The sequence below is a fragment of the Thiocapsa rosea genome (assembly GCF_003634315.1).
Taxonomy (GTDB): domain Bacteria; phylum Pseudomonadota; class Gammaproteobacteria; order Chromatiales; family Chromatiaceae; genus Thiocapsa; species Thiocapsa rosea.
The window spans coordinates 2,910,119-2,933,966 of sequence record NZ_RBXL01000001.1; the positions used below are offsets into that span (position 1 = coordinate 2,910,119).

Genomic DNA, 23,848 nt, shown 5'->3' on the forward strand with positions numbered 1-23,848 from the left:
CGGGTCCCGAGCCGGCGGGCTCGGCCGTGTCGGATGCTCGGCCCCGGCCACGGGTCGTCCGCGTGGAGTCTGCCACGCCCGGGCGGTCGGGTCGATTCGGGTGTCGGGCCATTGTCGAGCTAGTTTCGGGCCGATGTCGAGCCAGTGTCGAGCCAATGTCGAGCCAGCGAGCCGGCGTCGGGCGTTTGTCTTCGGTCGTGCGCTTTGTTAACCTTGCGCGTCGATTCGGGCCACGGCCCGCATGTCGATGTCATGGTGGCTTGCGCCGGTCCCCTCGCAACGCGAAACCGTGAACCCGGTCAGGCCCGGAAGGGAGCAGCCGCAGCGGTTGAAGCGTGTGCCGGGGTGTGGCTGGCGTCGGCCGCCGCCCCACCCGATCGGGTCGGGCGGGTGGGCGTCGTCTTCGTGGATTCGTTTCCAGCCAATCACCGTTCACCACGCGCCACTCTATCAGCCGCCCCACACGGAATTCCTCCGACTCGAACCACGCATGTCCTACCAGGTGCTCGCCCGCAAATGGCGCCCCAAGAGCTTCGATGATCTGGTCGGACAATCGCATGTCGTCCGCGCACTCTCCAACGCGCTCGATCGCGACCAGCTCCATCATGCCTATCTCTTTACCGGCACCCGCGGTGTCGGCAAGACCACGCTTGCCCGCATCCTCGCCAAGGCGCTGAACTGCGAGGAGGGTGTGAGTGCGCGCCCCTGCGGGGTCTGCGCGTCCTGTCGTGAGATCGACGGCGGGCGTTTCGTCGATCTGATCGAGGTGGATGCCGCCTCGCGCACCAAGGTCGACCAGACCCGCGAGCTTCTGGACAACGTCCCCTATGCCCCGGCCCGTGCACGCTATAAGGTCTATCTGATCGACGAGGTGCACATGTTCTCCAACCACAGCTTCAACGCCTTGTTGAAGACCTTGGAGGAGCCGCCGCCGCATGTGAAGTTCCTGCTCGCGACCACCGACCCGCAAAAGGTTCCGGTCACGGTGCTCTCGCGCTGTCTGCAGTTGAATCTGCGCCGTCTCTTGCCCGAGGAGATCCGTGCCCGGCTCCAGCATGTCCTGGAGGCCGAGGGACTTGAGTTTCAGGCCTCCGCGCTGCCCTTGCTGGCCCGCGGTGCCGACGGCAGCATGCGCGACGGCTTGAGTCTGCTCGATCAGGCGATCGCCTTCGGCGGCGGGCGGGTCGAGGAGTCGGGCGTGCGCACCATGCTCGGGACCCTGCCGGGTGATCTGACGCTGGATCTGCTCGACGCGTTGGCGGCGGGCGACGGCGCGCGCGTGCTGACCGAGGTCGAGCGCGTGGCCTCCCTCACGCCGGATTTCGAAGAGCTGCTGCGCGAGCTGATCACGCTGCTGCACCGCTTGGCACTGCTTCAGCAGGTGCCCGAGACACTGGCCCCGGACGATCCGGATGCCGCGCGTCTGAAGGCGCTGGCAGGCGCGCTCCCGGCCGAGGACCTACAGCTTTATTATCAGGTGGCGCTGACCGGGCAAGCCGACCTGCCGCTCGCCCCCGATCCGCGCGCCGGTTTCGAGATGGTCCTGCTGCGCGCCCTGGCGTTTCGGCCGGGTCCGCATCGGGACGAACCCACGCGAGCGCCGACGCGCCCCGCGCCCCTGCGCGAGACCGCGCCCGGCGGTGCGGCCAACTCGCCACTGTCCTCGCCAGCGTCCTCGCCAGTATCCTCACCGGTATCGATGCTCCGGCCGGTTGCCGAGCCGCGCGTCGCCGAGCCTGCGCCGGCGCAGCGTGCGGCTGCCGCAGTCTACGCGCCGACCGAGACTCCGGGCGCCGCGCGTGCAGTCGTGCTCACCTCGCACGCGGAATGGCTCGCGCTCGTGGATCGTCTGGAGCTGGGCGGGATCGCGAGCCAGATCGCCCATCATTGCGATCTGAAAGGCTGGGCGGACGGGCAACTCTCGCTCGGCTTGGATCCGGCCGCCGAGCATCTGCGCTCCCCGGGTGCGGAAGCGCGCCTGCACGCCGCGCTGGAAAAGACCATGGGGACGGCGGTTAAGCTCGACATCCAGGTCGCCCGGCCGCAGCGCGAGACCCTGGCCCAGCGACGCGAGCGCGAGACCGGCGAGCGTCGTCAGGCGGCGGTCTCCGCGATGGAGGAGGACCCGGTTGCGCGCGCGATGCAGGACGAACTCGACGCGAGCTGGATCGCCGGGAGTATCGAGCCGACCGATTGAAACCGGCGTGCCGGCACGCAAACGACGCGCCGGGCGTTTCTGTTGCGCCGAATCTCCGTGCGGAGGTTCGGGTGGACTGGGGTCGCACTGCGACGGATTCTTCCAACGAGATAGCCAACCGAGAAGAGAGGATGCGGGAGATGGACGGCGTTCGCCGCCGTGCGCTATCCCGCCTCGGCCCCGGGGCCGAGGTTTCCCGCGACAACGCATGATGAAAGGTGGAATCGGTAACCTGCTCAAGCAAGCGCAGAAGATGCAGGAAGACATGAAGCTGGCCCAAGAGCGGCTCGCCCTGGAAGAGGTCGTCGGCGAGTCCGGCGGCGGTATGGTCAAGGTGACCATGAACGGCCGCTATCAGGTCAGTCGGGTGGAGATCGACCCCGGCGTGATGGGCGACGACAAGGAGATGCTCGAGGATCTCATCACCGCCGCCGTCAACGGTGCAAGCCAGCGCGTGGCCGAGAAGGCGAAGGAGAACATGGCGGAGCTGACCGCCGGGTTGCCCTTGCCGCCCGGGATGAAGCTGCCCTTCTAGGCGCGGCCCGACGCCGTGTCCGAGCGCCCGCTTCTCGGTCAGTTGATCGATGCCCTGCGGTGCCTGCCCGGCGTCGGGCCCAAGTCGGCGCAGCGCATCGCCTTCCATCTGCTCGAGCGCGATCGCGAGGGCGGTGCCCGCTTGGCGCGGATCATGGCCGATGCCATGACCCGGATCCGGCGTTGTCGCCGCTGCCGGACCCTGACCGAGCAAGAGCTGTGCGCGCTCTGCACCAACCCGCATCGCGACGCCGGGCTCGTGTGCGTGGTCGAGCAGCCGTCCGAGATCCTGGCGATCGAGCAGGCGACGGACTTTCGCGGACTCTATTTCGTGCTCGGCGGGCGGCTCTCGCCGCTCGACGGGATCGGCCCGGAGGAGCTGGGCCTGGACCTGCTCGACGCGCGTCTATCGGGCGGGGAGGTGCGCGAGGTGATCCTCGCCATCAGCCCGACCGTGGAGGGGAGTGCGACAGCGCACTTCATCGCCGAGTCCGCCGATCGGCACGGGGTCAGCGCGACCCGCATCGCCCACGGTGTTCCGCTGGGCGGAGAGCTCGAATATCTGGACGGCGGCACGCTGGCGTTGGCCTTCAACGGTCGGCGCCGACTCTGACACCACTGGTCTCATAACGGAGCGGATCGCAACGATGTCTGATACCATTTTCGGCAAGATCGCCTCAGGCGAAGTCTCGGCCGACATCGTCTATGAAGACGACGACCTGGTCGCTTTCCGAGACCTTCACCCGCAAGCGCCGACACATATCCTGGTGATCCCGCGCAAGCCGATCCCAACCCTGAACGCGGTGCAGCCCGAGGACGCCGAGCTGATCGGCAAGCTGTTCCTGGCCGCGGCCAAGATCGCCGAGCAGGAGGGGATCGCCGCCAGCGGCTACCGGACCTTGATCAACTGCAACGCGGGCGCCGGGCAGACGGTGTATCACCTGCACCTGCACATCCTGGGCGGGCGTCCCATGCAGTGGCCGCCGGGCTGATCGATGTAGCAGGGCACGTCGCGTCACGGCGATTGGAGCTGAGCAAAGATCCCGAGTGATCATTTTCGTTGTCGTTGTCGTTGTCGTTGTCGTTGTCGTAATCGATGGTCGACAACGACAACGACAACGAATGGTCTCGACACATCGGCCGTGCTGCACTAGGACCCGGAACCGGACGTCGTCGATGAACGGCGGCCTTTTGATTCTTTTGATTCATTCCAGCGGAGATCGGCGGGCGTTTGCCCCGAAAGCAGCAAAATGGCAGGGTATCAACGCACGTCTGTCGGGGATCGCCCCGCCGTCTTCGAGCTCAAGGCGGCCGGTTTCACGCTGCCGATCATTCGTCTGCTCGAGGCCGACATCGAGGCGGTCGCCGCCGAACTCGGTGCCCGGGTCGAGCAGGCGCCGGAGTTTTTTCGCAATACGCCCGTCGTGATCGATCTGAGCGCCTTTCCCGAAGGGGGTGGCGAGGTCGAGTTTCCGCTCTTGGTCGGCCTGCTGCGCGGCTACGGGATGATTCCCTTCGGCGTACGTGGCGGCAACAAGGCCCAGAACGAGGCCGCGGAGGCGATGGAGCTGGCGATCCTCGGCGAGCACGAGACCCGTGCGACCCGCGCCGAGCGCAGCGTCGCGCCCGAGGAGCCCGCGCCGAGCGCGCCCGCCGCGGCTGCTCCGTCGGTGCAGCAGGCCGAGCCCGCGCCAACGCCGCGTGCAGGCGCCGGTGCAGCCTTCACCCTGGTGACCCGCCCGGTGCGCTCCGGGCAACGGGTCTACGCCGCCGGTGGGGATCTGTCCATCATCGCCGCGGTAAGCTCGGGTGCCGAGCTGATGGCCGACGGCAATATCCATGTCTACGGCCCGCTGCGCGGTCGTGCACTGGCCGGCATGAAAGGCAACACGGATGCGCGGATCTTTTGCCAGGATCTCCAGGCCGAGCTGGTCTCGGTTGCGGGGCATTACCGGGTGAGCGAGAACATCCCGATGGAATTGCGCGGCGTTCCCGTCCAGATCTATTTGGACCAGAAGATTCTCAGGATCGAAAAACTTTGACCCGACGCAGGGTTGGGCGACGGACCATCCCATTTTGGAGGCGGCTACTTTGGCGAGAATTATTGTGATCACCTCGGGCAAGGGCGGGGTCGGCAAAACGACCACGTCCGCCGCGTTGGCTATGGGATTAGCACAACGCGGTCATCGCACGGTTGTCATCGATTTCGATGTGGGCTTGCGCAACCTGGATCTCATCATGGGTTGCGAGCGCCGTGTCGTCTACGATTTCGTCAATGTCATCAATCAGGAGGCCAACCTCAACCAGGCCCTGATCCGCGACAAGCGTTGCGACAACCTCTATGTGCTGCCGGCCTCTCAGACGCGCGACAAGGATGCACTGACCAAGGAGGGCGTGGGCCGAGTGCTCGAGGAGCTGGCCCACGGTTACGACTTCATCGTCTGCGACTCGCCGGCCGGCATCGAGCACGGCGCCACCATGGCCATGTATTACGCCGACGATGCCATCGTGGTGACCAATCCCGAGGTGTCCTCGGTGCGTGACTCCGATCGCATGTTGGGTATCCTGTCGAGCAGATCGCGTCGAGCGGAGTCGAACGAAGAGCCGATCCGCGAGTTTCTGCTGCTCACGCGCTACGATCCGGCGCGGGTCGAGAAGGGCGAGATGTTGAGTGTGGACGACGTGCAGGAGATCCTGTCGCTGACCTTGATCGGCGTCATTCCGGAGTCGAAATCCGTCCTCACCGCATCCAACTCCGGCGTCCCCGTGGTCCTCGATCGGGAGAGCGATGCCGGCAAGGCGTATGCCGATACGGTTGCTCGCTATTTGGGCGACGAGGTGCCGCACCGTTTTCTCCACGTGGAGAAGAAGGGCTTCCTGAAGCGCTTTTTCAGAGGCTGACCTATGGGCTTACTCGACTACTTCCGCTCCTCGCGACCGAAGGGCTCTGCAAGTGTAGCCAAGGAGCGGCTGCAGATCCTGGTGGCCCACGATCGCACGCAACGTGGCCGACCCTCGTATCTTCCGCAGCTTCAGCAGGAGATCCTCGAGGTGATCCGCAAGTACGTGGAGGTCGACATGAACGCCGTCTCCGTCAAATACGAACAGGAGGACAGCCACGAGGTCCTAGAGCTGAATATCGTCCTGCCCGATACCGTCGAAGGACGGATCTAACGCGTAGGATGGGTAGAGCGCAGCGAAACCCATCCACCCCGCTCCAAAGGCATCGGACCGAAACAATACGGGACCGGGATGTTGGAGCGTTTAGGATGGGTTTCGCTTCGCTCTACCCATCCTACGTGCTTTGTTTTTTTGAATCGTTTTTGAGCTAAACCGCGTCCCCGCTAAGGGCCGTGGATGCACCAAACGCCGAACTCACTTGAAAATTCAGCATCTCGCTCTGGACGCGGTTTAAGGCAGGATCTTGATCGGCGTGCCGTCGCGCACCATCGCCCAGATCTCGTCCATCTCGTGGTTCTGTACGGCAATGCAGCCCTGGGTCCAGTCCCGGTTCGCGTATTGCTGGCGCAGTGCCTCGGACTGGATGTAATTGGGCAGTCCGTGAATCATGATCATCCCACCCGGATTGGAATAGCCGAGCGAGCGACTCACGAGCTTATCGCGCTCGCTCGGGTAGGAGATGTGGATCGATTTATAGAAATTGCTGTTCGGGTTGCGCCAGTTGAGCAGATAGTCGCCGATCGGGGTGCGCTGGTCTCCCTCGCGAAACTTGTGACCGTCCGGCGAGCCTCCGAGCGCGACCCGGTACTCGCGGATCACCCGCCCGTTGTTGTGCAGCTCCAGCTTGCGCTGCGATTTCTTCACGACCACCTTGTCTGCGTGGCTCGGCTCGACCGTCGCCATCTCCGGTGCGCTGCCGCAGCCGGCAAGTCCCAGAGCGCCTGCAACGGCGAGCGCCGTCAGCAGGTAACGGACCCGCTGCGCGCCCTGCTCGGGTCGGCGGGTCGGGTGCTCGGCGATGGCGGTCATAGGGTCTTTCGCGTCGGTGTGCATGGGTCTGATCCGGTGTCTGGAAGGGTGCCACGGCGTCGGCCGTGCTCATCAGCAACACGCGAAAGTGTAGGTAACCTCATGACAAAACGCCATCTTGTTTCGCGATTATTCGATCTGGAAAACCCGAGCCGAGCCCCGAGGAGCGCCGATCAGAATTCGGGAAGGACACGGAAAAAGAGCGTTTTGAGATAAGCGGTCTCCGGGATCGCGGGATGCACCGGATGATCCGGCCCCTGCTGACCGGTCTCCAACAACTGCAGGGTCCGCCCGGCGCGGCGTGCTGCTTGCTGGACGGTCCGAACGAAGACATCGCGACCCATGTGGAAGGAGCACGAGGAGGTCACCAGCAGACCGCCCGGCTCGAGCAGCTCCATCCCGAGTCGATTCAGCCGCAGATACGCTTGGAGCCCGTCCTTCTCATCCTTGCGTCGCTTAATGAAGGCGGGCGGATCGAGCAGTACGGTGTCGAAACGAGCGTCCTCTTCGCGCAGGGCGCGCAGCACCTCGAAGGCATCGCCGTGTCGGCCCTGGATGCGTTCGGACAACCGATTGCGCGCCGCATTGTCGGCGACCCGCTCGAGCGCCGGCAGCGAGCTGTCGACACACACCACCTGCTCGGCGCCCAGCGCTGCCGCACGCAGACCCCAAGCGCCGATGTAGCTGCACACATCCAGGACGCGCCGCCCGACGCCGTAGCGGGCGAGACGCGTGCGATTCTCGGCCTGATCGAAGAACCAACCGGTCTTCTGCCCGGTCAGGGGCGAGACGAGAAACTCCAGGTCGTTCTCGATCAGAGGCAGGGCGTCCTCGGGCGAACCCAGGATCACCTCGACGCCCTGAGTCAGACCCTCCATCTCGCGCACCGAGGTGTCGTTGCGCAGCACGATCGCCTTGGGGCGCAGCACCTGCTCGAGCGCGGCCAAGATCTCGCCCTGCACCCGTTCCATGCCCGCGGTGGTGATCTGCACGGCGAGCAGATCCCAGTAGCGGTCGACGACCAGGCCCGGCATCCCGTCGCTTTCCCCGAAGATGAGCCGATAGAAGGGGCGGGTGTAGAGCCGCTCGCGCAGGGCGAGCGCGTCGTGGATGCGCTTGAGCCAAAGGGTCGGACTCAGCGGCTGGGTGGGATCGCGGCTGACCACGCGGGCGCAGATCAAGGAGTGCGGGTTGGCATAGCCGTGGCCGATCCAGCGATCGTGATCGCTGCGGATCGCGACCGGCTGACCCGGCTGGAAGTCTTTCAGCGGCGTGGCCTTGGTATCGACCTCGTTGCTGTAGATCCAGCAGTGTCCGGCGATGAGGCGGCGTTCCTGGTCTTTGCTCAGGATGAGGGGTTGGGTCTTCATGATCGGGTGTCCTGTGGTGTCGGGGCGCTCGTCGTCTCGCGCGGTCACAGACTATCAGAACCGGGCGAGGTCGGGCGGGGATGGAAAGGGATTCGGTGGGACCCACGTTCTCGTGAGAGCCGTCAGCCGCCGGTGATCAGCGGGTAGGGTGGACGAGCGAGAGCGAAGTCCACCCGGTCCTGCACCGGCGTCGGTGGACTGCGCTTCGCTTGTCCACCCTACCGCTCCTGACGCCAACGCCTAGAGGACCAGCCATGTCGAACGCCCATCCGTCCCCGACCGGCCACGCCAACCGTCTGGCTGCGACCACCAGTCCCTACCTCCAACAGCACGCGCACAACCCCGTGGATTGGTGGCCGTGGTGCGAGGAGGCGCTCGCGCTGGCGCGCGAGACGGATCGGCCGATCCTGCTCTCGATCGGCTACTCGGCCTGCCACTGGTGTCATGTGATGGCCCACGAGTCCTTCGAGGACGTCGGCACCGCGGAGCTGATGAACCGGCTCTTCGTCAACATCAAGGTGGACCGTGAGGAGCGACCCGACCTCGACAAGATCTATCAAACCGCGCACCAGCTCCTTGCGCGCCGCGCCGGGGGTTGGCCGCTCACCCTGTTCCTGATGCCGGCCGATCAACGACCCTTCTTCGCCGGGACCTATTTCCCGCGCGAGCCGCGTCATGGTCTGCCCGCGTTCAAGCAGCTGATGCAAAGCGTCGAGCGGGCCTACCGTGAGCAGAAGACCGCGATCGAGTCGCAAAACGAGAGCCTGATGGCGGCCCTTGCCGAGCTCGAGCCGCGCGCGTCGGACGCACTGCCCGAGCGCGCGGCGATCGATGCGGCCCTGCAGCAGCTCGACGAGAGCTTCGATCCGGAGCACGGCGGATTCGGCGATGCACCCAAGTTCCCGCACCCGACCAACCTCGAGCTTCTGTTCCGGCACGCGGCGGACGCCTCTCTTGCCGGCGCCCCCGATCGGTCGGCACTCGAGAAGGTCGTTTGGACGCTCGAGCGCATGGTGCGCGGCGGGCTGACGGATCAGCTCGGCGGCGGTTTCTATCGCTACTCCGTCGACGTGCGTTGGATGATCCCGCACTTCGAGAAGATGCTCTACGACAACGGCCCGCTCCTCGCACTCTGCTGCGATGCCTTTGCCGTGACCGAAAACCCCTTGTTCCGAGACGCCGCCGTGATGACCGCGGACTGGGTGCTGCGCGAGATGCAGTCCCCGCAGGGCGGCTACTTCTCCAGTCTGGACGCCGACAGCGAGGGCGAGGAAGGCCGGTTCTATGTCTGGGATCGCGACGCGATTCAGGCACTGCTCGCACCGGCCGAATATGCGCCCTTCGCCGCCGTCTACGGTCTGGATCGCCCCGCCAATTTCGAAGGCCGCTGGCATCTGCACGGGTATCGCACGCCCGAGGCCGTCGCCACCGACCTCGGGCTGGAGCCGACGCAGGTGCATGCCCTGCTCGCCGCCGCCCGCGCGACCCTCTACGTCGCGCGCGAGCGGCGCGTTCGCCCGGGTCGGGACGAGAAGGTCCTAACCGCCTCGAACGCCCTCATGATCAAAGGCATGGCCCGTGCCGCGCGCACCTTCGATCGGCCCGATTATCTGGAGTCCGCCGAACAGGCGCTCGCCTTCATCCGCGGCACGCTCTGGCGCGAGGGTCGGCTGCTCGCGACCTACAAAGACGGCACCGCCCATCTGAACGCCTATCTCGACGACTATGCCAACCTGCTCGATGCCCTGCTTGAGCTCCTGCAGACACGTTGGTCGCGGGCGGATCTCGACTTCGCCATCGCGCTGGCCGAGGTGCTCCTGGATCAGTTTCAGGATCCGATCGACGGCGGCTTCTGGTTCACCGGGCGCGATCACGAGACCCTGATTCACCGCACCAAACCGCTCGGCGACGAGGCCCTCCCGTCCGGCAACGGGATCGCCGCCATGGCACTGCAGCGCCTCGGCCATCTCCTCGGCGAGCCGCGCTATCTCGCCGCGGCCGAACGGACCCTGAAGCTGGCGGCCGAGTCGATCGGCCGCATGCCCTATGCCCACGCCACACTCCTGTTCGCGCTCGACGAGTGGCTCGAACCGCCCGAGACCCTGGTCATCCGCGCCGGCGACGAGCGCCTCGACGCCTGGTGCAGAGAGGCCCAGCGTGGTTACCGACCGCGTCGCTTCGTCCTCGGCATCCCGGCCGACGAGAGCCATCTCCCCGGCACGCTCGCCGCCATGGTGCCCGGAGAGCGCCCGCGCATCTACCGCTGCCGCGGCACCCATTGCGAGCCGCCGACCGAATCGCTCGGCGATGTTTTGAATCCAACCCCGTAGTTGTGCCTCGCACGGCTCGGCACAATCCACGGGGCGAATCGTTGTCGTTGTCGTAATCGACAACGACAACGACAACGACAACGACAACGAGACCGCGGGCAGCCACGCCGCCCGGCGAACCTCACCCACCACGCAGGCCATCCTCGATGCCGACTTCCCGGCCGTTTCGACGGCATCTCGCCTATCTCGATTGGCTCTACAACCCCTTCAGGTCATGGGACGTGACCCGCGTCTACGACCTCCTGTCGACGGACGTTGCCACCGAAAACGGGCTCTATCTCAACCTGGGCTACTGGAGCGCGGAGCAGACGCTGGACGAGGCCTGCCAAGCGCTCGCCGCCTTGGTCGCGGAGCGCGCAGGCATGGGGCCGGGCGACCGGGTGCTGGACGTCGGCTTCGGTTTCGCCGACCAGGACATCTATTGGCTTCGGACCTACGGGCCGGATCACATCCAGGGCCTCAATATCACGGCCTCTCAGGTGGCCGTCGCGCGCGAGCGGGTCAAAGACCTCGGGCTCGAAGACCGTATCGACCTGCGCGAAGGCTCCGCGACCGAGATGCCGCTGCCGTCGCATTCGGTCGACACCGTCGTCGCCCTCGAATGCGCCTTCCACTTCAAGACCCGCGAACGCTTTTTCGAGGAGGCCCTCCGCGTCCTGCGCCCGGGCGGTCGATTGGTGACGGCCGACATCATTCCTATGCCGCTGTCGGAGGACTGGCGGACCCGCCTCAAACAGCGCTGGTCCTGGAAGATGGTCGCGAGCAAGTTCGTGATCCCGACAGAGAATGTCTACACCCGCGAGAACTACGCTGAAAAGCTCCAAGCCTGCGGGTTCGGCAACGTCGAGGTCGCCTCCATCCGCGATCGCGTCTACACCCCCCTGCACGACTATCTCTCGAGACACCCGGAGACCCTCGACCGACTCCATCCCGCAACCCGACTCCCGGCCCGACTCGCACTCGGCATGAGCGCCGAGAGTGTCTACGGGGGTTTGGATTATGTGCTCGCCTATGCCTCTAAACCGCTTTAAACCGCTTTAAACCGCGCCTCTGTGTGACATGCGAGGTCTTGACGGGGGATCACCCTCACGACGACCAAGCGGCTTATCTCCGGCGCGGTTTAAAAAACTGAAAAACATAAACTCTTTTCGTTTCCTAAACCGCGTCGACTCAAACGGTCTTGGAGTTATCCAAAGCCGACCTCGGGCGACGAGCAAGCAAAAAAGCTCGGACGCGGTTTAGTGCTAGTAAAGAAAGGGGACGAGCTTCTTCACCCCCCTCGCGTACTCCGCATACTCCGGATGGCGTTCGGTCAACCAGCCTTCTTCCTTGCTTGCCTTGTAATCGAAGAAGAAGAAACCGACGACCAGGATCGCAAGGTGCGGGATGCTCAGCGTGAAGAGCACCCAGCCCGCCGCCGCGAAGAGCTGGCTGCTGTAGAGCGGATGACGAACCCGCGCGTAGACGCCGTGCTTGACCAACTGGCTGTGATCGACCGGATAGGGCAGTGGAGTCAAATACTTCCGGATATGGATCGAGCCGAACCCGCCGAGGACGAGGGCCGCCGCCCAGAAGGCGATCAGTACCGGCCAGCGCACGGGCGCGAGGGTATCCATCAGCGCCGGGGTTGCGAGCGGATTCCACGCGGGGGTGAAGATAAACGCGAAGAAGAGCACGAACTGCAGCACGACGAGGTATTCGCCGCGGTGGCCCTTCAGGAAGGAGAAACGGGTCATGTCGAGGTCCTTGTCGTTAATTGAGCGCCGTCAACCGTCGGTCGGATCGTGAAGACCGGCATCGTCTGATACCGGCGTAGGTTGTGCCGAGCATCGCGAGGCACAACCAATCGGGTTCCTCAACCGGACGCGAGATTCCGGCCCCACGCCCGGGTACGCCGACTTTAGTCGGCCCGGGGAGGCGGACTTCAGTCCGCCGCGAGGGCGCGCCCGGGCCGACTAAAGTCGGCGTACCCGGGGCCGACTGAAGTCGGCGTACCGGGGGCGACTGAAGTCGGCGTGCCTGGGTGGTTGCGGTCGGCGGTCTGGAGACTACGGATGTGGTCGAGGCGATGATCCTTCGATGCAGGGTGCCCGCTCAGGTGCTTTCCGGTACACTCCCGCGGTTTGAGTCAAGTCCAAACATGCGGTCCATGCCGTGCCGACAGCGAGCGATCCCCGGTTGTTGACCTTCACCTGGCCGGTACGCGTCTACTACGAAGATACCGACGCGGGCGGGGTGGTCTTCTACGCCAACTATCTCAAGTTCATGGAGCGGGCGCGCACGGAGTGGCTGCGCGCCGTCGGCTACGAGCAGGATGTCTTGCGCGAGCGTCGGGGGATCCTCTTCGCCGTGCGCCGCGTGACCATCGATTATCTGGCGCCCGCGCGTCTGGATGACTGCTTGAGCGTGACCTCCAGGTTGGTGCGGGCGGGTGGTGCGAGTCTGGAGTTCGACCAGCAGGTGATGCGCGACAGCGACGCTTCCTGCTGCTGCCGAGGCGCCGTGAAGATCGCCTGCCTGCATGCCGATACCCTGCGTCCGGCGCGCCTGCCCGGCGATCTCTTGTCCGAGTTGTTGCCTTTCGCGAGCGGCCCAGCGGAGCCTCTGTCATGACGTCCGATCTGTCCTTGTTTAACCTGATCCTCCAGGCCAGCCTGGTGGTTCAGTTGGTTCTGGTGGTGCTGGTGATCGCCTCCGTGACATCTTGGACCATGATCCTGGACCGCGGACGCGTGCTCTCCAATGCCCGCAAGAGCGCCAACGCCTTCGAGGAACGCTTCTGGTCCGGCGGCGATCTCAGTACGCTTTACAAAGACTTGAGCGAGAATCGCAAGGGCGACCACGGACTGCCGTCCATTTTCCGGGCCGGTTTCAAGGAGTATGTCCGGCTGCGCAAGATCGAGGGCAATGACCTGATGGCCGTCCTGCAGGGCAGCGAGCGCTCGATGCGCGTCGCCCTCAGTCGCGAGATGGACCGCTTGGAGACCAGCCTCACCTTCCTGGCGACGGTCGGCTCCACCAGCCCCTACATCGGGCTCTTCGGCACCGTCTGGGGCATCATGCATGCCTTCCAAGCACTCGGAAACGTCGAGCAGGCCACCCTCGCGCTGGTTGCGCCGGGCATCTCCGAGGCACTGGTCGCCACCGCGATCGGTCTCTTTGCGGCCATCCCCGCCGTCATCGCCTACAACCGGTATTCCTATCAGGTCGAGCGTCTGAACAGTCGCTACGAGGAGTTCATGGAAGAGTTCTCGACCCTGTTGCAACGCCAAGGCCGCAACTGAGCGCTCGAGGAATCCGATAGATGCTCAAGCGCACCCGTTCCAGGCAGCGTCGCCGGCCGATGGCCGAGATCAATGTCGTGCCCTACATCGACGTGATGCTGGTGCTGCTCGTCATCTTCATGGTGACGGCGCCCTTGATCACGCAGGGTGTGAAGGTGGCGTTGCCTCAGGAGACGGCAGGACCTGTCTCGAATACGCCGGCCGAATCGGTGGTCATCACGGTTGATCAGTTCGGTGATTTCTACATCGACGTCGGGACCGACAAGGGCGTCCCGGCAAGTGACGAGATCCTGACGAATCGAATTCGGGTCGTGCTCGAATATAGGCCTGAGACGCCCGTCCTTATCCGAGCGGATCTTGGGGTCGAGTACGGTCGCGTGGTGAGGGCGATGGTCCGAGCTCAAAAAGCGGGCGCTCGGGAGGTCGGGCTCATTGTGGTGCCCCCGGAGCGCCGCGAGCGCTGACGCTGCGGCACGAGCCCGGACATGTGGCACATCCTGAGGCATAACCCGCGGGCCTTCTATTGGTCGCTGGGTCTGCATGTCTTTTTCGCCCTGCTCTTCTTCGTGGGCGTGAAGATCGATCGGCCCATCACGGAGGCCGGCAGCAAGCCGCGGGTGGTGCAGGCGACCATCGTCGGCGATGCCGCGCTCGAAGCCATGGTGGCGGAGTTTCAGGCCGAGCAGGCGCGGCGTCCGGCCGGACCGGAGATCAGCCCCGAGATCAGTGGCGAGATCAGACCCGGAGTCGAGGTGCCGCCGGACGTAGTGGCCCCGCCGGAGTCGAACCAGGACGACTTGAGCGCGGCCGAGGCCGCACGGCTCGAGGCCGAGCGGCTCGAGGCCGAGGCCGCCGATGCGGAACGTCTGGCCGACGCCGAGCGCGAGGAGGCGCAGCGTCTCGAGGAGGCCGCTCGTGCCGCTGCCGAGGCCGAGCGCCTGGCCGCGGAGGCCGAAGCAGCGGCAGCCGAGGCCGAGGCCCGCCGTCAGCTCGACATCGCGCGTAGGGCCGAGGCTCAACGCCGAGCGCAGGCCGAACGAGAGGCCGAGGAGGCCGCTGCGAGGGCCGAAGCCGAACGCCGTGCAGAAGCCGAGCGCCGTGCAGAGGCCGCTCGACGCGCCGAGGCCGAGCGTCTTGCCGCCGAGGCCGCAGCCGCCAAGGCCGAGGCCGAGCGTCTGGCCGAAGAGAAGCGACTTGCCGCGGAGGCCGCAGCCCGTGCCGAGGCGCAACGCCGATCCGAGGCGGTCCGTGCCGAAGACGAACGCCGCGCCCGCGCCGAGGCCGAGCGACGTGCCGAGATCGAACGCCGTGCGGAGGCGCAGCGCCAAGCCGACGCCGAGGCCGTCCTCGCGCGGCAGCGGCAGCTCGAAGAGGAGGCCCGCCTGATGGCCGATTTCGAGGAGCGCCGTCTCGTCGAGGAGCTCGCGCAGGAGCGCATCGAGCAGGAGGCCAGGCGGCTCGCCGAGGAGGACAGGCAGCGCGGGCTCGCCGCGGAAGAGGCGCAGCGTACGCGTGAGGCCGACCCGAGCTCGTCGTTGGCGACCGCGCAACTCGCGCGCGAGGCCGATCGCTACGTCCCAGTGATCCGCGATCGGGTGCGTCAGTTTTGGGTCCGGCCGCCGGCGACCGGTCGCGATCTCGCGACCGTCGTCTCGGTGCGGCTCATCCCGGGCGGCGACGTGGTGCCCAACAGTGTTCGGGTGGTTCAGAGCAGCGGCAACACCGCCTTCGATCAATCGGTCGTTGCCGCGGTCAATCAGGCATCGCCCTTGCCCGTGCCGTCAGGTCCCGTCTTCGAGCGCTTTCGCGAGTTCGATTTCACCTTCAAGCCCTAGCCAGGACAGACCCCTATGCCCCGACACCAGCGCCGCCCCTCGATCCTCATGGCCTTTGCCGTCGTCCTCTTCGGAATCGGGCTCGGATTCGGGACCGGGCCGGCACAGGCGCGTCTGAACATCGAGGTCACGGGCGGTGTCGAGGCAGCCCAACCGATCGCCGTCGTCCCTTTCGGCGTGAGCGACGGGCTCATCCCTCCGGTGGATATCGCCGCAGTCATCAGCGCGGATCTCGCGCGCACCGGCCGTTTTCGTGCGATGCCGACGCGCGACATGCTCGACATGCCGGCGCGTCACGAGGACGTGGATCTGCGCGATTGGCGCCTGCTCGGGATGAACAACCTGGTCATCGGCCGGGTCGAGGCCGACGGCGCCGGCTACCGGGTCAGCTTCATCCTCTACGACGTCTTCCGCGGCGATCAGCTCGCCAGCAGCACGCTCGTCTCCACCAAGGACGGCATGCGCAACACGGCGCACCGCATCGCCGACATCATCTATCAGAAGCTCACCGGCCAGCGCGGCGTGGCGGCGACCCGCATCGCCTACGTCACCGCCACCGGCCAGGGCGAGGGCCAGACCGTGACCCTGCGCGTCGCGGACGCCGACGGCTACAACCCCCAGACCATCGTCTCCTCGGGCGAGCCCATCATGTCGCCCGCCTGGTCTCCCGACGGACGCCGCATCGCCTACGTCTCCTTCGAGAACAAGCGCGCCGCCATCTACATCCAGGAGCTCGCCAGCGGGCGTCGCGAGCTGGTCGCGAGCCATCCCGGCATCAACGGCTCGCCGGCCTTCTCCCCGGACGGGCGCAAGCTCGCGATGACGCTCTCCAAGGACGGCAATCCGGACATCTATGTCCTGGATCTCACCAGCCGCGAGCTGGTGCGCCTCACCGACCATTTCGCCATCGACACCGAGCCCTCTTGGTCGCCGGACGGTCAACAGATCATCTTCACCTCCGATCGCGGCGGCAGCCCGCAGATCTACCGCATGGGCTCGGGCGGCGGACCTGCCCAGCGGATCAGCTCCGAGGGCGACTACAACGCGCGTGCATCCTATTCGCCCGACGGGCGCTCCATCGTCTTGGTGTCGCGTGCCAACGGGCGGTTTCGCATCGGCGTGATCGATCTGGACCGCGGCTTCATGCGGGTCTTGAGCAACGGCAGCCTGGACGAGTCGCCGAGTTTCGCGCCGAACGGCAGCATGGTAATTTACGCGACCATCCACGGCGGCCGAGGCGTCTTGGCGGCAGCCTCGATCGACGGCGGCGGCAACCAGCGCCTCTCTCAGGATTCCGGCGAGGTCCGCGAGCCAGCCTGGTCGCCGTTCATCAAATGACCCGACCTTTCCGGATCAACGTCCAATCCCCGAGGCAGGGGTGAAGGAGTCTGTGATGACAACCAACCGCAAGGGCATCCGGGCGCCCGCGCTCGCCCTCACTGCCGTCGTGCTCGCCTCTGTCTTGGCCGTCGGCTGCACCAGCGCGCCGAAGCAGTCGACCGAGCAGGTCGCGCCTCAGCCGATGCCGACGGCACCGACCACGACCGCCCCGCTTGAAACCACGCGCCCGGTCTATGCCGGTCCCTGGGAGGACCCGAGCAACCCGCTGTACCAGCGGACCATCTATTTCGACTACGACACGGCCGAGATCAAACCCGAGTTTCTCCCTCTGCTGCGCACCCACGCGCGTTACCTGGGTACCAATACAGGGGTGAAGGCGACACTCGAAGGCCACACCGACGAGCGCGGCACACGCGAGTACAACCTCGCACTGGGCGACCAGCGTGCCGAGTCGGTGCGGCGGCTCATGGTCGCCGACGGTGTGCCGCCGAACCAGTTGTCCACGCTCAGCTACGGCGAAGAACGCCCGGCCAATCCCGGTCACAGCGAGCAGGCGTGGCGGTTGAATCGGCGTGTCGTGATCCAGTATTGAATCGCGTCTCGTGTGACGTGCGGGCTTTTCCGGTGGGATCGGGTTCCGGCGGGTGTCTGCGGGCGTCGGCGTCGACGCGACTCAAGTCTTTTTGGAAATTTCAATTTAAACCCTGATTTCCCTGGTGTTTGAGGTTGTTTGTCGACCGCCGAGCGAGAAGGTCTCGGGTGTCGCCGGGAGCAGGGTTTAGGAGTGCACTCAATGGGTATCCGACCGATTGTCTTGATTGTGGCTGCGGCGCTGGTCGCTGCGGCCCTGCCGGCGACGAGCATTGCAAACCCCGCCCTCGAAGCACGGCTCGCCCGCATGGAGCGCATCCTCGAGAATCAGGCGGGCTCGGAGCTCCTGCTCCAGATGCAGCAGTTCCAGATGGAGATGCAGGAGTTGCGCGGTCTGGTCGAGATGCAGCAGTTCGAGATCCAAAAGCTGCAGCGCCAGCAGCGCGATCAATTTCTCGACATCGACTCTCGTCTCGGTTCCGATCGCGGCGATCCCGCGGGTTCCGCCGCCCCGGGCGACCCCAACGGCGGCCTCGGAACCGGATCCATCGACGTCAGCGGAAGCGATCTCGACGCCCCCGCGGGGACCCCCGAGCCGCCGCCCCCGATGGCCGCGCCGGTCCCCTCCTCGAGCGGTGCCGCCGGCATCCCCTCCTTGCCCTCGCCCGAGACGACCGGCGGCAGCGAGCGCGATGCCTACGCCGCCGCCTTCGAGCTCCTCAAAGAGCGCAAGTACGACGAGGCCCAGGCCGGCTTCAACGACCTGCTCCGGCGCTATCCGCAGGGCCAGTTCACCGACAACGCCCGCTACTGGCTCGGCGAGACCTACTATGTCCAGCGCAACTACCCAGCCGCCTTGGCCGAGCTCGATCGTCTGGTGCAACTGAGCCCCGACAGCCCGAAGGTCCCCGGCGCCATGCTCAAGATCGGCTACATCCAATTCGAGCAAAAGGCGTTCGACCAGGCGCGCGCCACGCTCGAACAGGTCGTCAGCCGCTACCCCGCCAGCACCGAGGCACGCCTCGCAAGAAGCCGTCTGGAGCGGATCGGCCAAGAGTTGCGCTGAGCGATCCGGGCCGGCGCACGGCCGCGACGACACCCGTTTCGACGGGCGTACGTCGTAGCCCTTCAAAAAGACCGCGCGCCGCATTATACTGACCGGCTTTCGCGCCCTTAGCTCAGTTGGTAGAGCATCTGACTTTTAATCAGGTGGTCGCAGGTTCGAGCCCTGCAGGGCGCACCATAAAAACAACGAACAAGGCCACTTCGGTGGCCTTGTTCGTTTCCGGAGTGTGCCGGAAAAATGTGCGCACAGGCTCCCACGCTCCCCGTGAACTCACTCCCACGCGGAGCCTGGGAGTGAGCCAGTAGCCGGTAGAGTGGACGATCGAGAGCAAAGACAGGTGACACCTTCGTGAACGCGTAGGATGGGTAGAGCGGCAGCGAAACCCATCCTCCAAACCACCGCGTTGCAGGGTTTCGGTCCGATGCCCTTGGCGCGGGCTGGATGGGTTTCGCTTCGCTCTGCGGCCTATCGCTACTTCAGTGCATCCTGTACTGCTTGGCGCGGGGTAGATGGGTTTCGCTTCGCTCTACCCATCCTACGTGTTTCGGTTGTTTTTGAATGGTTCGTTAGAGGCGCCCGTCGGAGCCGTTATCCGGGAGCTCGCGGCCGGTCCCACGGACAACGCCGTCGGCTCCAGCGCCTTCCCAAAGGGCTGTTTGAGCAGACACTTTGCACGGAAACGGAAATCAGGTACGCGTCCATGACATCCGAACCGGGTATCGATGTTCGCTGGAAGCAACGCTTTGCCAATTACCGGCGCGCCTTTCTGCAACTGAGCGATGCCGTGAGCCTTGCCGCGGAACGATCCTTGAGCCCGCTCGAGCAACAAGGGCTCATCAAGGCGTTCGAGTTCACCCATGAGCTCGCCTGGAATGTCATGAAGGATTACTTCGAGTACCAAGGCAACACCGCGATCACCGGATCGCGCGACGCCATTCGGGAAGCCTTCCGCCGCGGTCTTGTCACCGACGGCGAGACCTGGATGGAGACCATCAAGAGCAGAAACCGCTCCTCGCACACCTATGACGAGAATACCGCGAAGCAACTGATCGAGATCATCGGCACACGTTACATGAGCCTGTTCGACGCCTTCCAAACCCGCATGCAAGGGCTGGCCGACGATGCCGTTGGATGACATCACCCCGGACACCTGCGGATTGTCCGAATCGGTGATCGACCGGATTCGCACCCTGCTCGACGCCTGTCCCGCGGTCGAGCGGGCACTGCTTTACGGATCCAGAGCCAAGGGGAACTACCGCCGTGGCTCGGATATCGACCTTGTCCTGGAGGGAGAGCAACTCGACGACATCCAAGTGTTGACACTGGAAACCCAGCTCGACGACTTGCTGCTGCCCTACCAGATCGACCTTTCACGCCTTGCCGCGATCGAAAATGCAGCGCTTCTGGAGCACATTCGGCGTGTGGGTCGGGTGTTTTACCAACGATGATCGCACCCACCCGGGGCTTTGCTCATCCTCTCGTCCATGCCTCTTGGGTTCCCCAACCGGACGCGAGACCCCGGCCCCACCCCGGGTACGCCGACTTCAGTCGGCCCCCGGGGAGGCGGACTTCAGTCCGCCGCGCGGTCGCGCTCGGCCGACTGAAGTCGGCGTACCCGGGCGGTCGGCGATCTGGACACTGCCGATGTGGACGAAACGATGATCGAGGCTGGGCGAATTAAGGCCATATTCTCGAGCGGGGTTCGGTGGACTTCGCGCTCGCTCGTCCACCCTACCGGCTCGCTCCCACGCTCCGCGCTTACTCGCTCCCACGCTCCGCGTGGGAGTGTCGCCGGGACGCTCCGCGTCCCTGCCGCGATGCCGACGCGCACCCCCGGCGCTGCGACCCGTGTCGGCACGTGACCGCGCCGCCACGCGACGCAGAGCGTCGGGACTACACTCCCACGCGGAGCGTGGGAGCGAGTTGGCTGGATGAGCGTGGGAGCGAGTTGCCCTACTGGCTCGCTCCCACGCTCCGCGTGGGAGTGTCGTCGGGACGCTCCGCGTCCCTGCCGCCATGCCGACGCGCCCCTCCGCCGGTGCGTCCCGCGCCATGCACGGCCGCGCCCCCCGCGGCCTTCCCCGGCGCGCTTACTCGCTCCCACGCTCCGCGTGGGAGTGTCGCCGGGACGCTCCGCGTCCCTGCCGCCATGCCGACGCGCACCCCCGGCGCTGCGACCCGTGTCGGCACGCGACCGCGCCGCCACGCGACGCAGAGCGTCGGAGCGAGTTGGCTGGAGGGGCGTGGGAGCGAGTTGCCCTACCGGCTCGCTCCCACGCTCCGCGTGGGAGTGTCGCCGGGACGCTCCGCGTCCCTGCCGCCATGCCGACGCGCCCCCCCGCCGGTGCGTCCCGCGCCGATGCACGGCCGCGCCCCCCGCGGCCTTCCCCGGCGCGTGAATCCGACCACCGGACGAGCCGACCGATGACCGATGCCTCGCGTGACGACTACGACAGTCCCTGGAAAGAAGCGCTGGAGCGCTACTTCCCGCACTTTCTCGCGCTCTTGTTCCCGCGGATCCATACTGCGATCGACTGGTCGAAAGGCCATGAATTTCTCGACAAGGAGCTGCAACAGGTGGTGCGCGATGCCGAGACCGGCCGGCGCCATGCCGACAAGTTGGCCAGAGTCTTCACACGCGAGGGTGCCGAGACCTGGGTGCTGGTCCACGTCGAGGTTCAGGGCGATGCCGAGGCGGGCTTTGCCGAGCGCATGTACGTCTACAATTACCGCATCTTCGACAAGTACCGGACCGACATCGTCAGCCTCGCCGTGCTGGCCGACGCCACCGTGCGCTTCCGCCCGAGCGCCTACGCCCGCGAGCGCTGGGGCTGCGCGTTGGACTTTGACTCGCTCCCACGCTGACTCTGACTCGCTCCCACGCTCCGCGTGGTAGTGTAGCCCCGACGCTCCGCGTCCTTTCCCGGAAATGACCTGAGGTGATTTCCGGGAATAGTCATCCCGACAGCGAGTGCCTGGAAGGCATCGAGTCCTTGATGCCGTCAGTCTTGAGCAAAGCGTCGCAGAATTTTTCGTTGTCGTTGTCGGATTCCGGACGAACACGACAACGACAACGACAACGACAACGAGGCTTTGGTCATCCTCTCGTCCATGCCTCTTGGGTTCCCCAACCGGACGCGAGACTTCGGCCCCACACCCAGGTACGCCGACTTCAGTCGGCCCCCGGGGAGGCGGACTTCAGCCCGCCGTGCGGGCATGCTCGGGGGGCCGACTAAAGTCGGCGTACCCAAGCGGCGACCTGGACACTGCCGATGTGGCCGAAACGATGATCGAGGCCAGCCTACCCAAGGGGAAGATCGTGATGAAGCTCAACGAAGCACGGTATCTCGGCGCCGGACGCATCGCAGTGCTCTTTTCCGATGGCAGTCAGGGCATATTCGATGCGAGGGCCAGGACAACGCCTGCCCACTTGCCCCGCCGCGCCCGACCCGTTACCCTACCGCTGCCGTACAACGCCTGAACATATCGCCCCCACGCCCATACCCCGAAAACGACAGGGTAGGGCGGTAGCGTCTCCGAAGCGCTGCCGCAAGCCCGCCTCGGACGACCAGGCAAGGCCCTCGCAGGTGTGGATCTGACTCCCACCCTCCGCGACCGGGCACTGAATCCCACGCTCCGAGACTGGGCACTCGCCCCGACGCTCCGCGTCGCGAACCCCGACGCCCGACACCACCGGTCGCCCCCCGGCACCCTCGACGCACACCGCCATGACCGACGACCTTCACTACCGCGTCCTCAAACACCTCGAGACGCATCCCGAAGCCACCCAGCGCGACCTGGCGAAGGCCCTCGGCATCAGCCTGGGCAGCACCAACTTCTGCGTGCGCGCCGTGATCGACCAAGGGTGGGTGAAGGTCCAGAACTTTCGCAGGAGCGACAACAAGCTCGCCTACGCCTACCTGCTGACCCCGCAGGGCATCGAGGCCAAGACCCGCATCACCGCGCGCTTCCTGCAACGCAAACGCGCCGAATACGAAGCCCTCAAGGCCGAGATCGAGCAGCTCGCAGAAGAGGTCGGATCCAACCCGAACGGGTAGGGGCGACTTGAGTCGCCCCGAGACACGCAGAGCGTGGGAGCGAGTTGGCGCCCCCGGCCGGCGAGGTGGTCGGGTTGACTGAAGTCGCCCCCGTAACTCGCTCCCACGCTCCGCGTGGGAGTGTCGCCGGGACGCTCCGCGTCCCTGCAGCCAGGTCGATGCGCACCCCCGGCGGTGCATCCCTCACCGGCGCCCGGCCGCACTGACCCGCGACGCAGAGCGTCGCATCGACACTCCCACGCAGAGCGTGGGAGCGAGTTGGCGCCCCCGGCCGGCGAGGTGGTCGGGTTGACTGAAGTCGCCCCCGTAACTCGCTCCCACGCTCCGCGTGGGAGTGTCGCCGGGACGCTCCGCGTCCCTGCAGCCAGGTGGATGCGCACCTCCGGCGGTGCATCCCTCACCGGCGCCCGGTCGCACTGACCCGCGACGCAGAGCGTCGCATCGACACTCCCACGCAGAGCGTGGGAGCGAGTTGGAACGCAGAGCGTCGCATCGACACTCCCACGCAGAGCGTGGGAGCGAGTTGGCGCCCCCCGGCCGGCGAGGTGGTCGGGTTGACTGAAGTCGCCCCGTAACTCGCTCCCACGCTCCGCGTGGGAGTGTCGCCGGGACGCTCCGCGTCCCTGCAGCCAGGTCGATGCGCACCCCCGGCGGTGCATCCCTCACCGGCGCCCGGCCGCACTGACCCGCGACGCAGAGCGTCGCATCGACACTCCCACGCAGAGCGTGGGAGCGAGTTGGCGCCCCCCGGCCGGCGAGGTGGTCGGGTTGACTGAAGTCGCCCCCGTAACTCGCTCCCACGCTCCGCGTGGGAGTGTCGCCGGGACGCTCCGCGTCCCTGCAGCCAGGTGGATGCGCACCTCCGGCGGTGCATCCCTCACCGGCGCTCGGCCGCACTGCCCCGCGACGCAGAGCGTCGCATCGACACTCCCACGCAGAGCGTGGGAGCGAGTTGGCGCCCCCCGGCCGGCGAGGTGGTCGGGTTGCCTGAAGTCGCCCCCGTAACTCGCTCCCACGCTCCGCGTGGGAGTGTCGCCGGGACGCTCCGCGTCCCTGCAGCCAGGTGGATGCGCACCCCCGGCGGTGCATCGCTCACCGGCGCCCGGCCTTACTGACCCGCGACGCAGAGCGTCGCATCGACACTCCCACGCGGAGCGTGGGAGCGAGTTGGAACGCAGAGCGTCGCATCGACACTCCCACGCAGAGCGTGGGAGCGAGTTGGCGCCCCCGGCCGGCGAGGTGGTCGGGTTGA

24 protein-coding genes, 1 tRNA gene and 1 other RNA gene are annotated in these 23,848 nt (G+C 66.0%); 23 read left to right on the plus strand and 3 right to left on the minus strand.

Annotated elements, in window-relative coordinates; all coding sequences use genetic code 11:
* Positions 1–263: 263 nt before the first annotated feature.
* The 8 genes from ffs (at position 264) to minE (ending at position 5,905) form a co-directional block, all read left to right on the plus strand.
* Positions 264–360, plus strand: an RNA gene (gene ffs / locus BDD21_RS12890) — signal recognition particle sRNA small type.
* 130 nt (positions 361–490) lie between these two features.
* Positions 491–2,197 (plus strand): DNA polymerase III subunit gamma/tau, encoded by a 1,707-nt coding sequence (gene dnaX / locus BDD21_RS12895; RefSeq protein ID WP_120797508.1) that lies wholly within the window; start codon positions 491–493, stop codon positions 2,195–2,197.
* A gap of 211 nt (positions 2,198–2,408) precedes the next feature.
* Entirely contained in the window at positions 2,409–2,732 is a 324-nt protein-coding gene (locus BDD21_RS12900; RefSeq protein ID WP_040731662.1) for a YbaB/EbfC family nucleoid-associated protein, read from the plus strand.
* Between the two features lie 15 nt (positions 2,733–2,747).
* Entirely contained in the window at positions 2,748–3,344 is a 597-nt protein-coding gene (recR, locus tag BDD21_RS12905; RefSeq protein ID WP_120797509.1) for a recombination mediator RecR, read from the plus strand.
* 34 nt (positions 3,345–3,378) lie between these two features.
* Complete coding sequence (locus BDD21_RS12910; protein WP_120797510.1) at positions 3,379–3,723, plus strand: histidine triad nucleotide-binding protein; 345 nt, start codon at positions 3,379–3,381, stop codon at positions 3,721–3,723.
* 258 nt (positions 3,724–3,981) lie between these two features.
* Positions 3,982–4,773, plus strand: a complete 792-nt coding sequence (minC, locus tag BDD21_RS12915; RefSeq protein ID WP_120797511.1) for a septum site-determining protein MinC — start codon at positions 3,982–3,984, stop codon at positions 4,771–4,773.
* Between the two features lie 49 nt (positions 4,774–4,822).
* Positions 4,823–5,632: a septum site-determining protein MinD gene (gene minD, locus BDD21_RS12920; protein ID WP_120797512.1), complete on the plus strand. Its 810-nt coding sequence runs from the start codon at positions 4,823–4,825 to the stop codon at positions 5,630–5,632.
* Between the two features lie 3 nt (positions 5,633–5,635).
* On the plus strand, positions 5,636–5,905 hold the full coding sequence (gene minE / locus BDD21_RS12925) for a cell division topological specificity factor MinE (RefSeq protein ID WP_120797513.1): 270 nt from the start codon (positions 5,636–5,638) through the stop codon (positions 5,903–5,905).
* A 237-nt stretch (positions 5,906–6,142) separates the two neighbouring features.
* Here the strand turns inward: minE and BDD21_RS12930 are convergent, their stop codons facing one another.
* Both BDD21_RS12930 and BDD21_RS12935 read right to left on the minus strand, forming a co-directional pair.
* Positions 6,143–6,745, minus strand: coding sequence for a L,D-transpeptidase family protein (locus BDD21_RS12930; protein ID WP_120797514.1), 603 nt, complete (start codon positions 6,743–6,745; stop codon positions 6,143–6,145).
* A gap of 149 nt (positions 6,746–6,894) precedes the next feature.
* Complete coding sequence (locus BDD21_RS12935; protein WP_120797515.1) at positions 6,895–8,091, minus strand: class I SAM-dependent rRNA methyltransferase; 1,197 nt, start codon at positions 8,089–8,091, stop codon at positions 6,895–6,897.
* A 254-nt stretch (positions 8,092–8,345) separates the two neighbouring features.
* Between BDD21_RS12935 and BDD21_RS12940 the strand changes: the two genes are divergently transcribed.
* Complete coding sequence (locus BDD21_RS12940) at positions 8,346–10,421, plus strand: thioredoxin domain-containing protein (protein WP_120797516.1); 2,076 nt, start codon at positions 8,346–8,348, stop codon at positions 10,419–10,421.
* 146 nt (positions 10,422–10,567) lie between these two features.
* Positions 10,568–11,452: a methyltransferase domain-containing protein gene (locus BDD21_RS12945; protein WP_120797517.1), complete on the plus strand. Its 885-nt coding sequence runs from the start codon at positions 10,568–10,570 to the stop codon at positions 11,450–11,452.
* Between the two features lie 213 nt (positions 11,453–11,665).
* Here BDD21_RS12945 and BDD21_RS12950 read toward each other — a convergent pair whose 3' ends face one another.
* Positions 11,666–12,157 carry a methyltransferase family protein gene (locus BDD21_RS12950; protein WP_120797518.1) on the minus strand — a complete coding sequence of 164 codons (492 nt, stop codon included), beginning with the start codon at positions 12,155–12,157 and terminating at the stop codon, positions 11,666–11,668.
* A 418-nt stretch (positions 12,158–12,575) separates the two neighbouring features.
* Here BDD21_RS12950 and ybgC point away from each other — a divergent pair, with 418 nt between their 5' ends.
* The 13 genes from ybgC to BDD21_RS13015 all read left to right on the plus strand — a co-directional run bounded on the left by ybgC (position 12,576) and on the right by BDD21_RS13015 (position 22,596).
* On the plus strand, positions 12,576–13,034 hold the full coding sequence (gene ybgC, locus BDD21_RS12955; protein ID WP_245969580.1) for a tol-pal system-associated acyl-CoA thioesterase: 459 nt from the start codon (positions 12,576–12,578) through the stop codon (positions 13,032–13,034).
* Positions 13,031–13,705, plus strand: a complete 675-nt coding sequence (tolQ, locus tag BDD21_RS12960; RefSeq protein WP_120797520.1) for a protein TolQ — start codon at positions 13,031–13,033, stop codon at positions 13,703–13,705. The genes ybgC and tolQ overlap by 4 nt, the downstream gene beginning before the upstream one ends.
* Positions 13,706–13,725: 20 nt before the next feature.
* Positions 13,726–14,169: a protein TolR gene (gene tolR / locus BDD21_RS12965; protein ID WP_120797521.1), complete on the plus strand. Its 444-nt coding sequence runs from the start codon at positions 13,726–13,728 to the stop codon at positions 14,167–14,169.
* Positions 14,170–14,190: 21 nt separating this feature from the next.
* Positions 14,191–15,540: a cell envelope integrity protein TolA gene (gene tolA, locus BDD21_RS12970; RefSeq protein ID WP_120797522.1), complete on the plus strand. Its 1,350-nt coding sequence runs from the start codon at positions 14,191–14,193 to the stop codon at positions 15,538–15,540.
* A 15-nt stretch (positions 15,541–15,555) separates the two neighbouring features.
* Positions 15,556–16,878 carry a Tol-Pal system beta propeller repeat protein TolB gene (gene tolB / locus BDD21_RS12975; protein WP_120797523.1) on the plus strand — a complete coding sequence of 441 codons (1,323 nt, stop codon included), beginning with the start codon at positions 15,556–15,558 and terminating at the stop codon, positions 16,876–16,878.
* A 55-nt stretch (positions 16,879–16,933) separates the two neighbouring features.
* Positions 16,934–17,473, plus strand: coding sequence for a peptidoglycan-associated lipoprotein Pal (gene pal, locus BDD21_RS12980; protein ID WP_120797524.1), 540 nt, complete (start codon positions 16,934–16,936; stop codon positions 17,471–17,473).
* Between the two features lie 201 nt (positions 17,474–17,674).
* Entirely contained in the window at positions 17,675–18,538 is an 864-nt protein-coding gene (gene ybgF, locus BDD21_RS12985; protein WP_120797525.1) for a tol-pal system protein YbgF, read from the plus strand.
* 101 nt (positions 18,539–18,639) lie between these two features.
* Positions 18,640–18,715: transfer RNA gene (locus BDD21_RS12990), tRNA-Lys, on the plus strand.
* Between the two features lie 523 nt (positions 18,716–19,238).
* The gene (locus tag BDD21_RS12995; RefSeq protein WP_120797526.1) at positions 19,239–19,673 is read left to right on the plus strand and encodes a nucleotidyltransferase substrate binding protein; all 435 of its coding nucleotides are present in this window, start codon (positions 19,239–19,241) and stop codon (positions 19,671–19,673) included.
* The gene (locus BDD21_RS13000; protein ID WP_342769606.1) at positions 19,666–19,986 is read left to right on the plus strand and encodes a nucleotidyltransferase domain-containing protein; all 321 of its coding nucleotides are present in this window, start codon (positions 19,666–19,668) and stop codon (positions 19,984–19,986) included. The genes BDD21_RS12995 and BDD21_RS13000 overlap by 8 nt, the downstream gene beginning before the upstream one ends.
* A 976-nt stretch (positions 19,987–20,962) precedes the next feature.
* Positions 20,963–21,403, plus strand: coding sequence for an RpnC/YadD family protein (locus BDD21_RS13005; RefSeq protein WP_120797528.1), 441 nt, complete (start codon positions 20,963–20,965; stop codon positions 21,401–21,403).
* 409 nt (positions 21,404–21,812) lie between these two features.
* Positions 21,813–22,019, plus strand: a complete 207-nt coding sequence (locus tag BDD21_RS13010) for a hypothetical protein (protein WP_120797529.1) — start codon at positions 21,813–21,815, stop codon at positions 22,017–22,019.
* A 247-nt stretch (positions 22,020–22,266) separates the two neighbouring features.
* On the plus strand, positions 22,267–22,596 hold the full coding sequence (locus BDD21_RS13015) for a MarR family EPS-associated transcriptional regulator (protein WP_120797530.1): 330 nt from the start codon (positions 22,267–22,269) through the stop codon (positions 22,594–22,596).
* Positions 22,597–23,848: the final 1,252 nt, after the last annotated feature.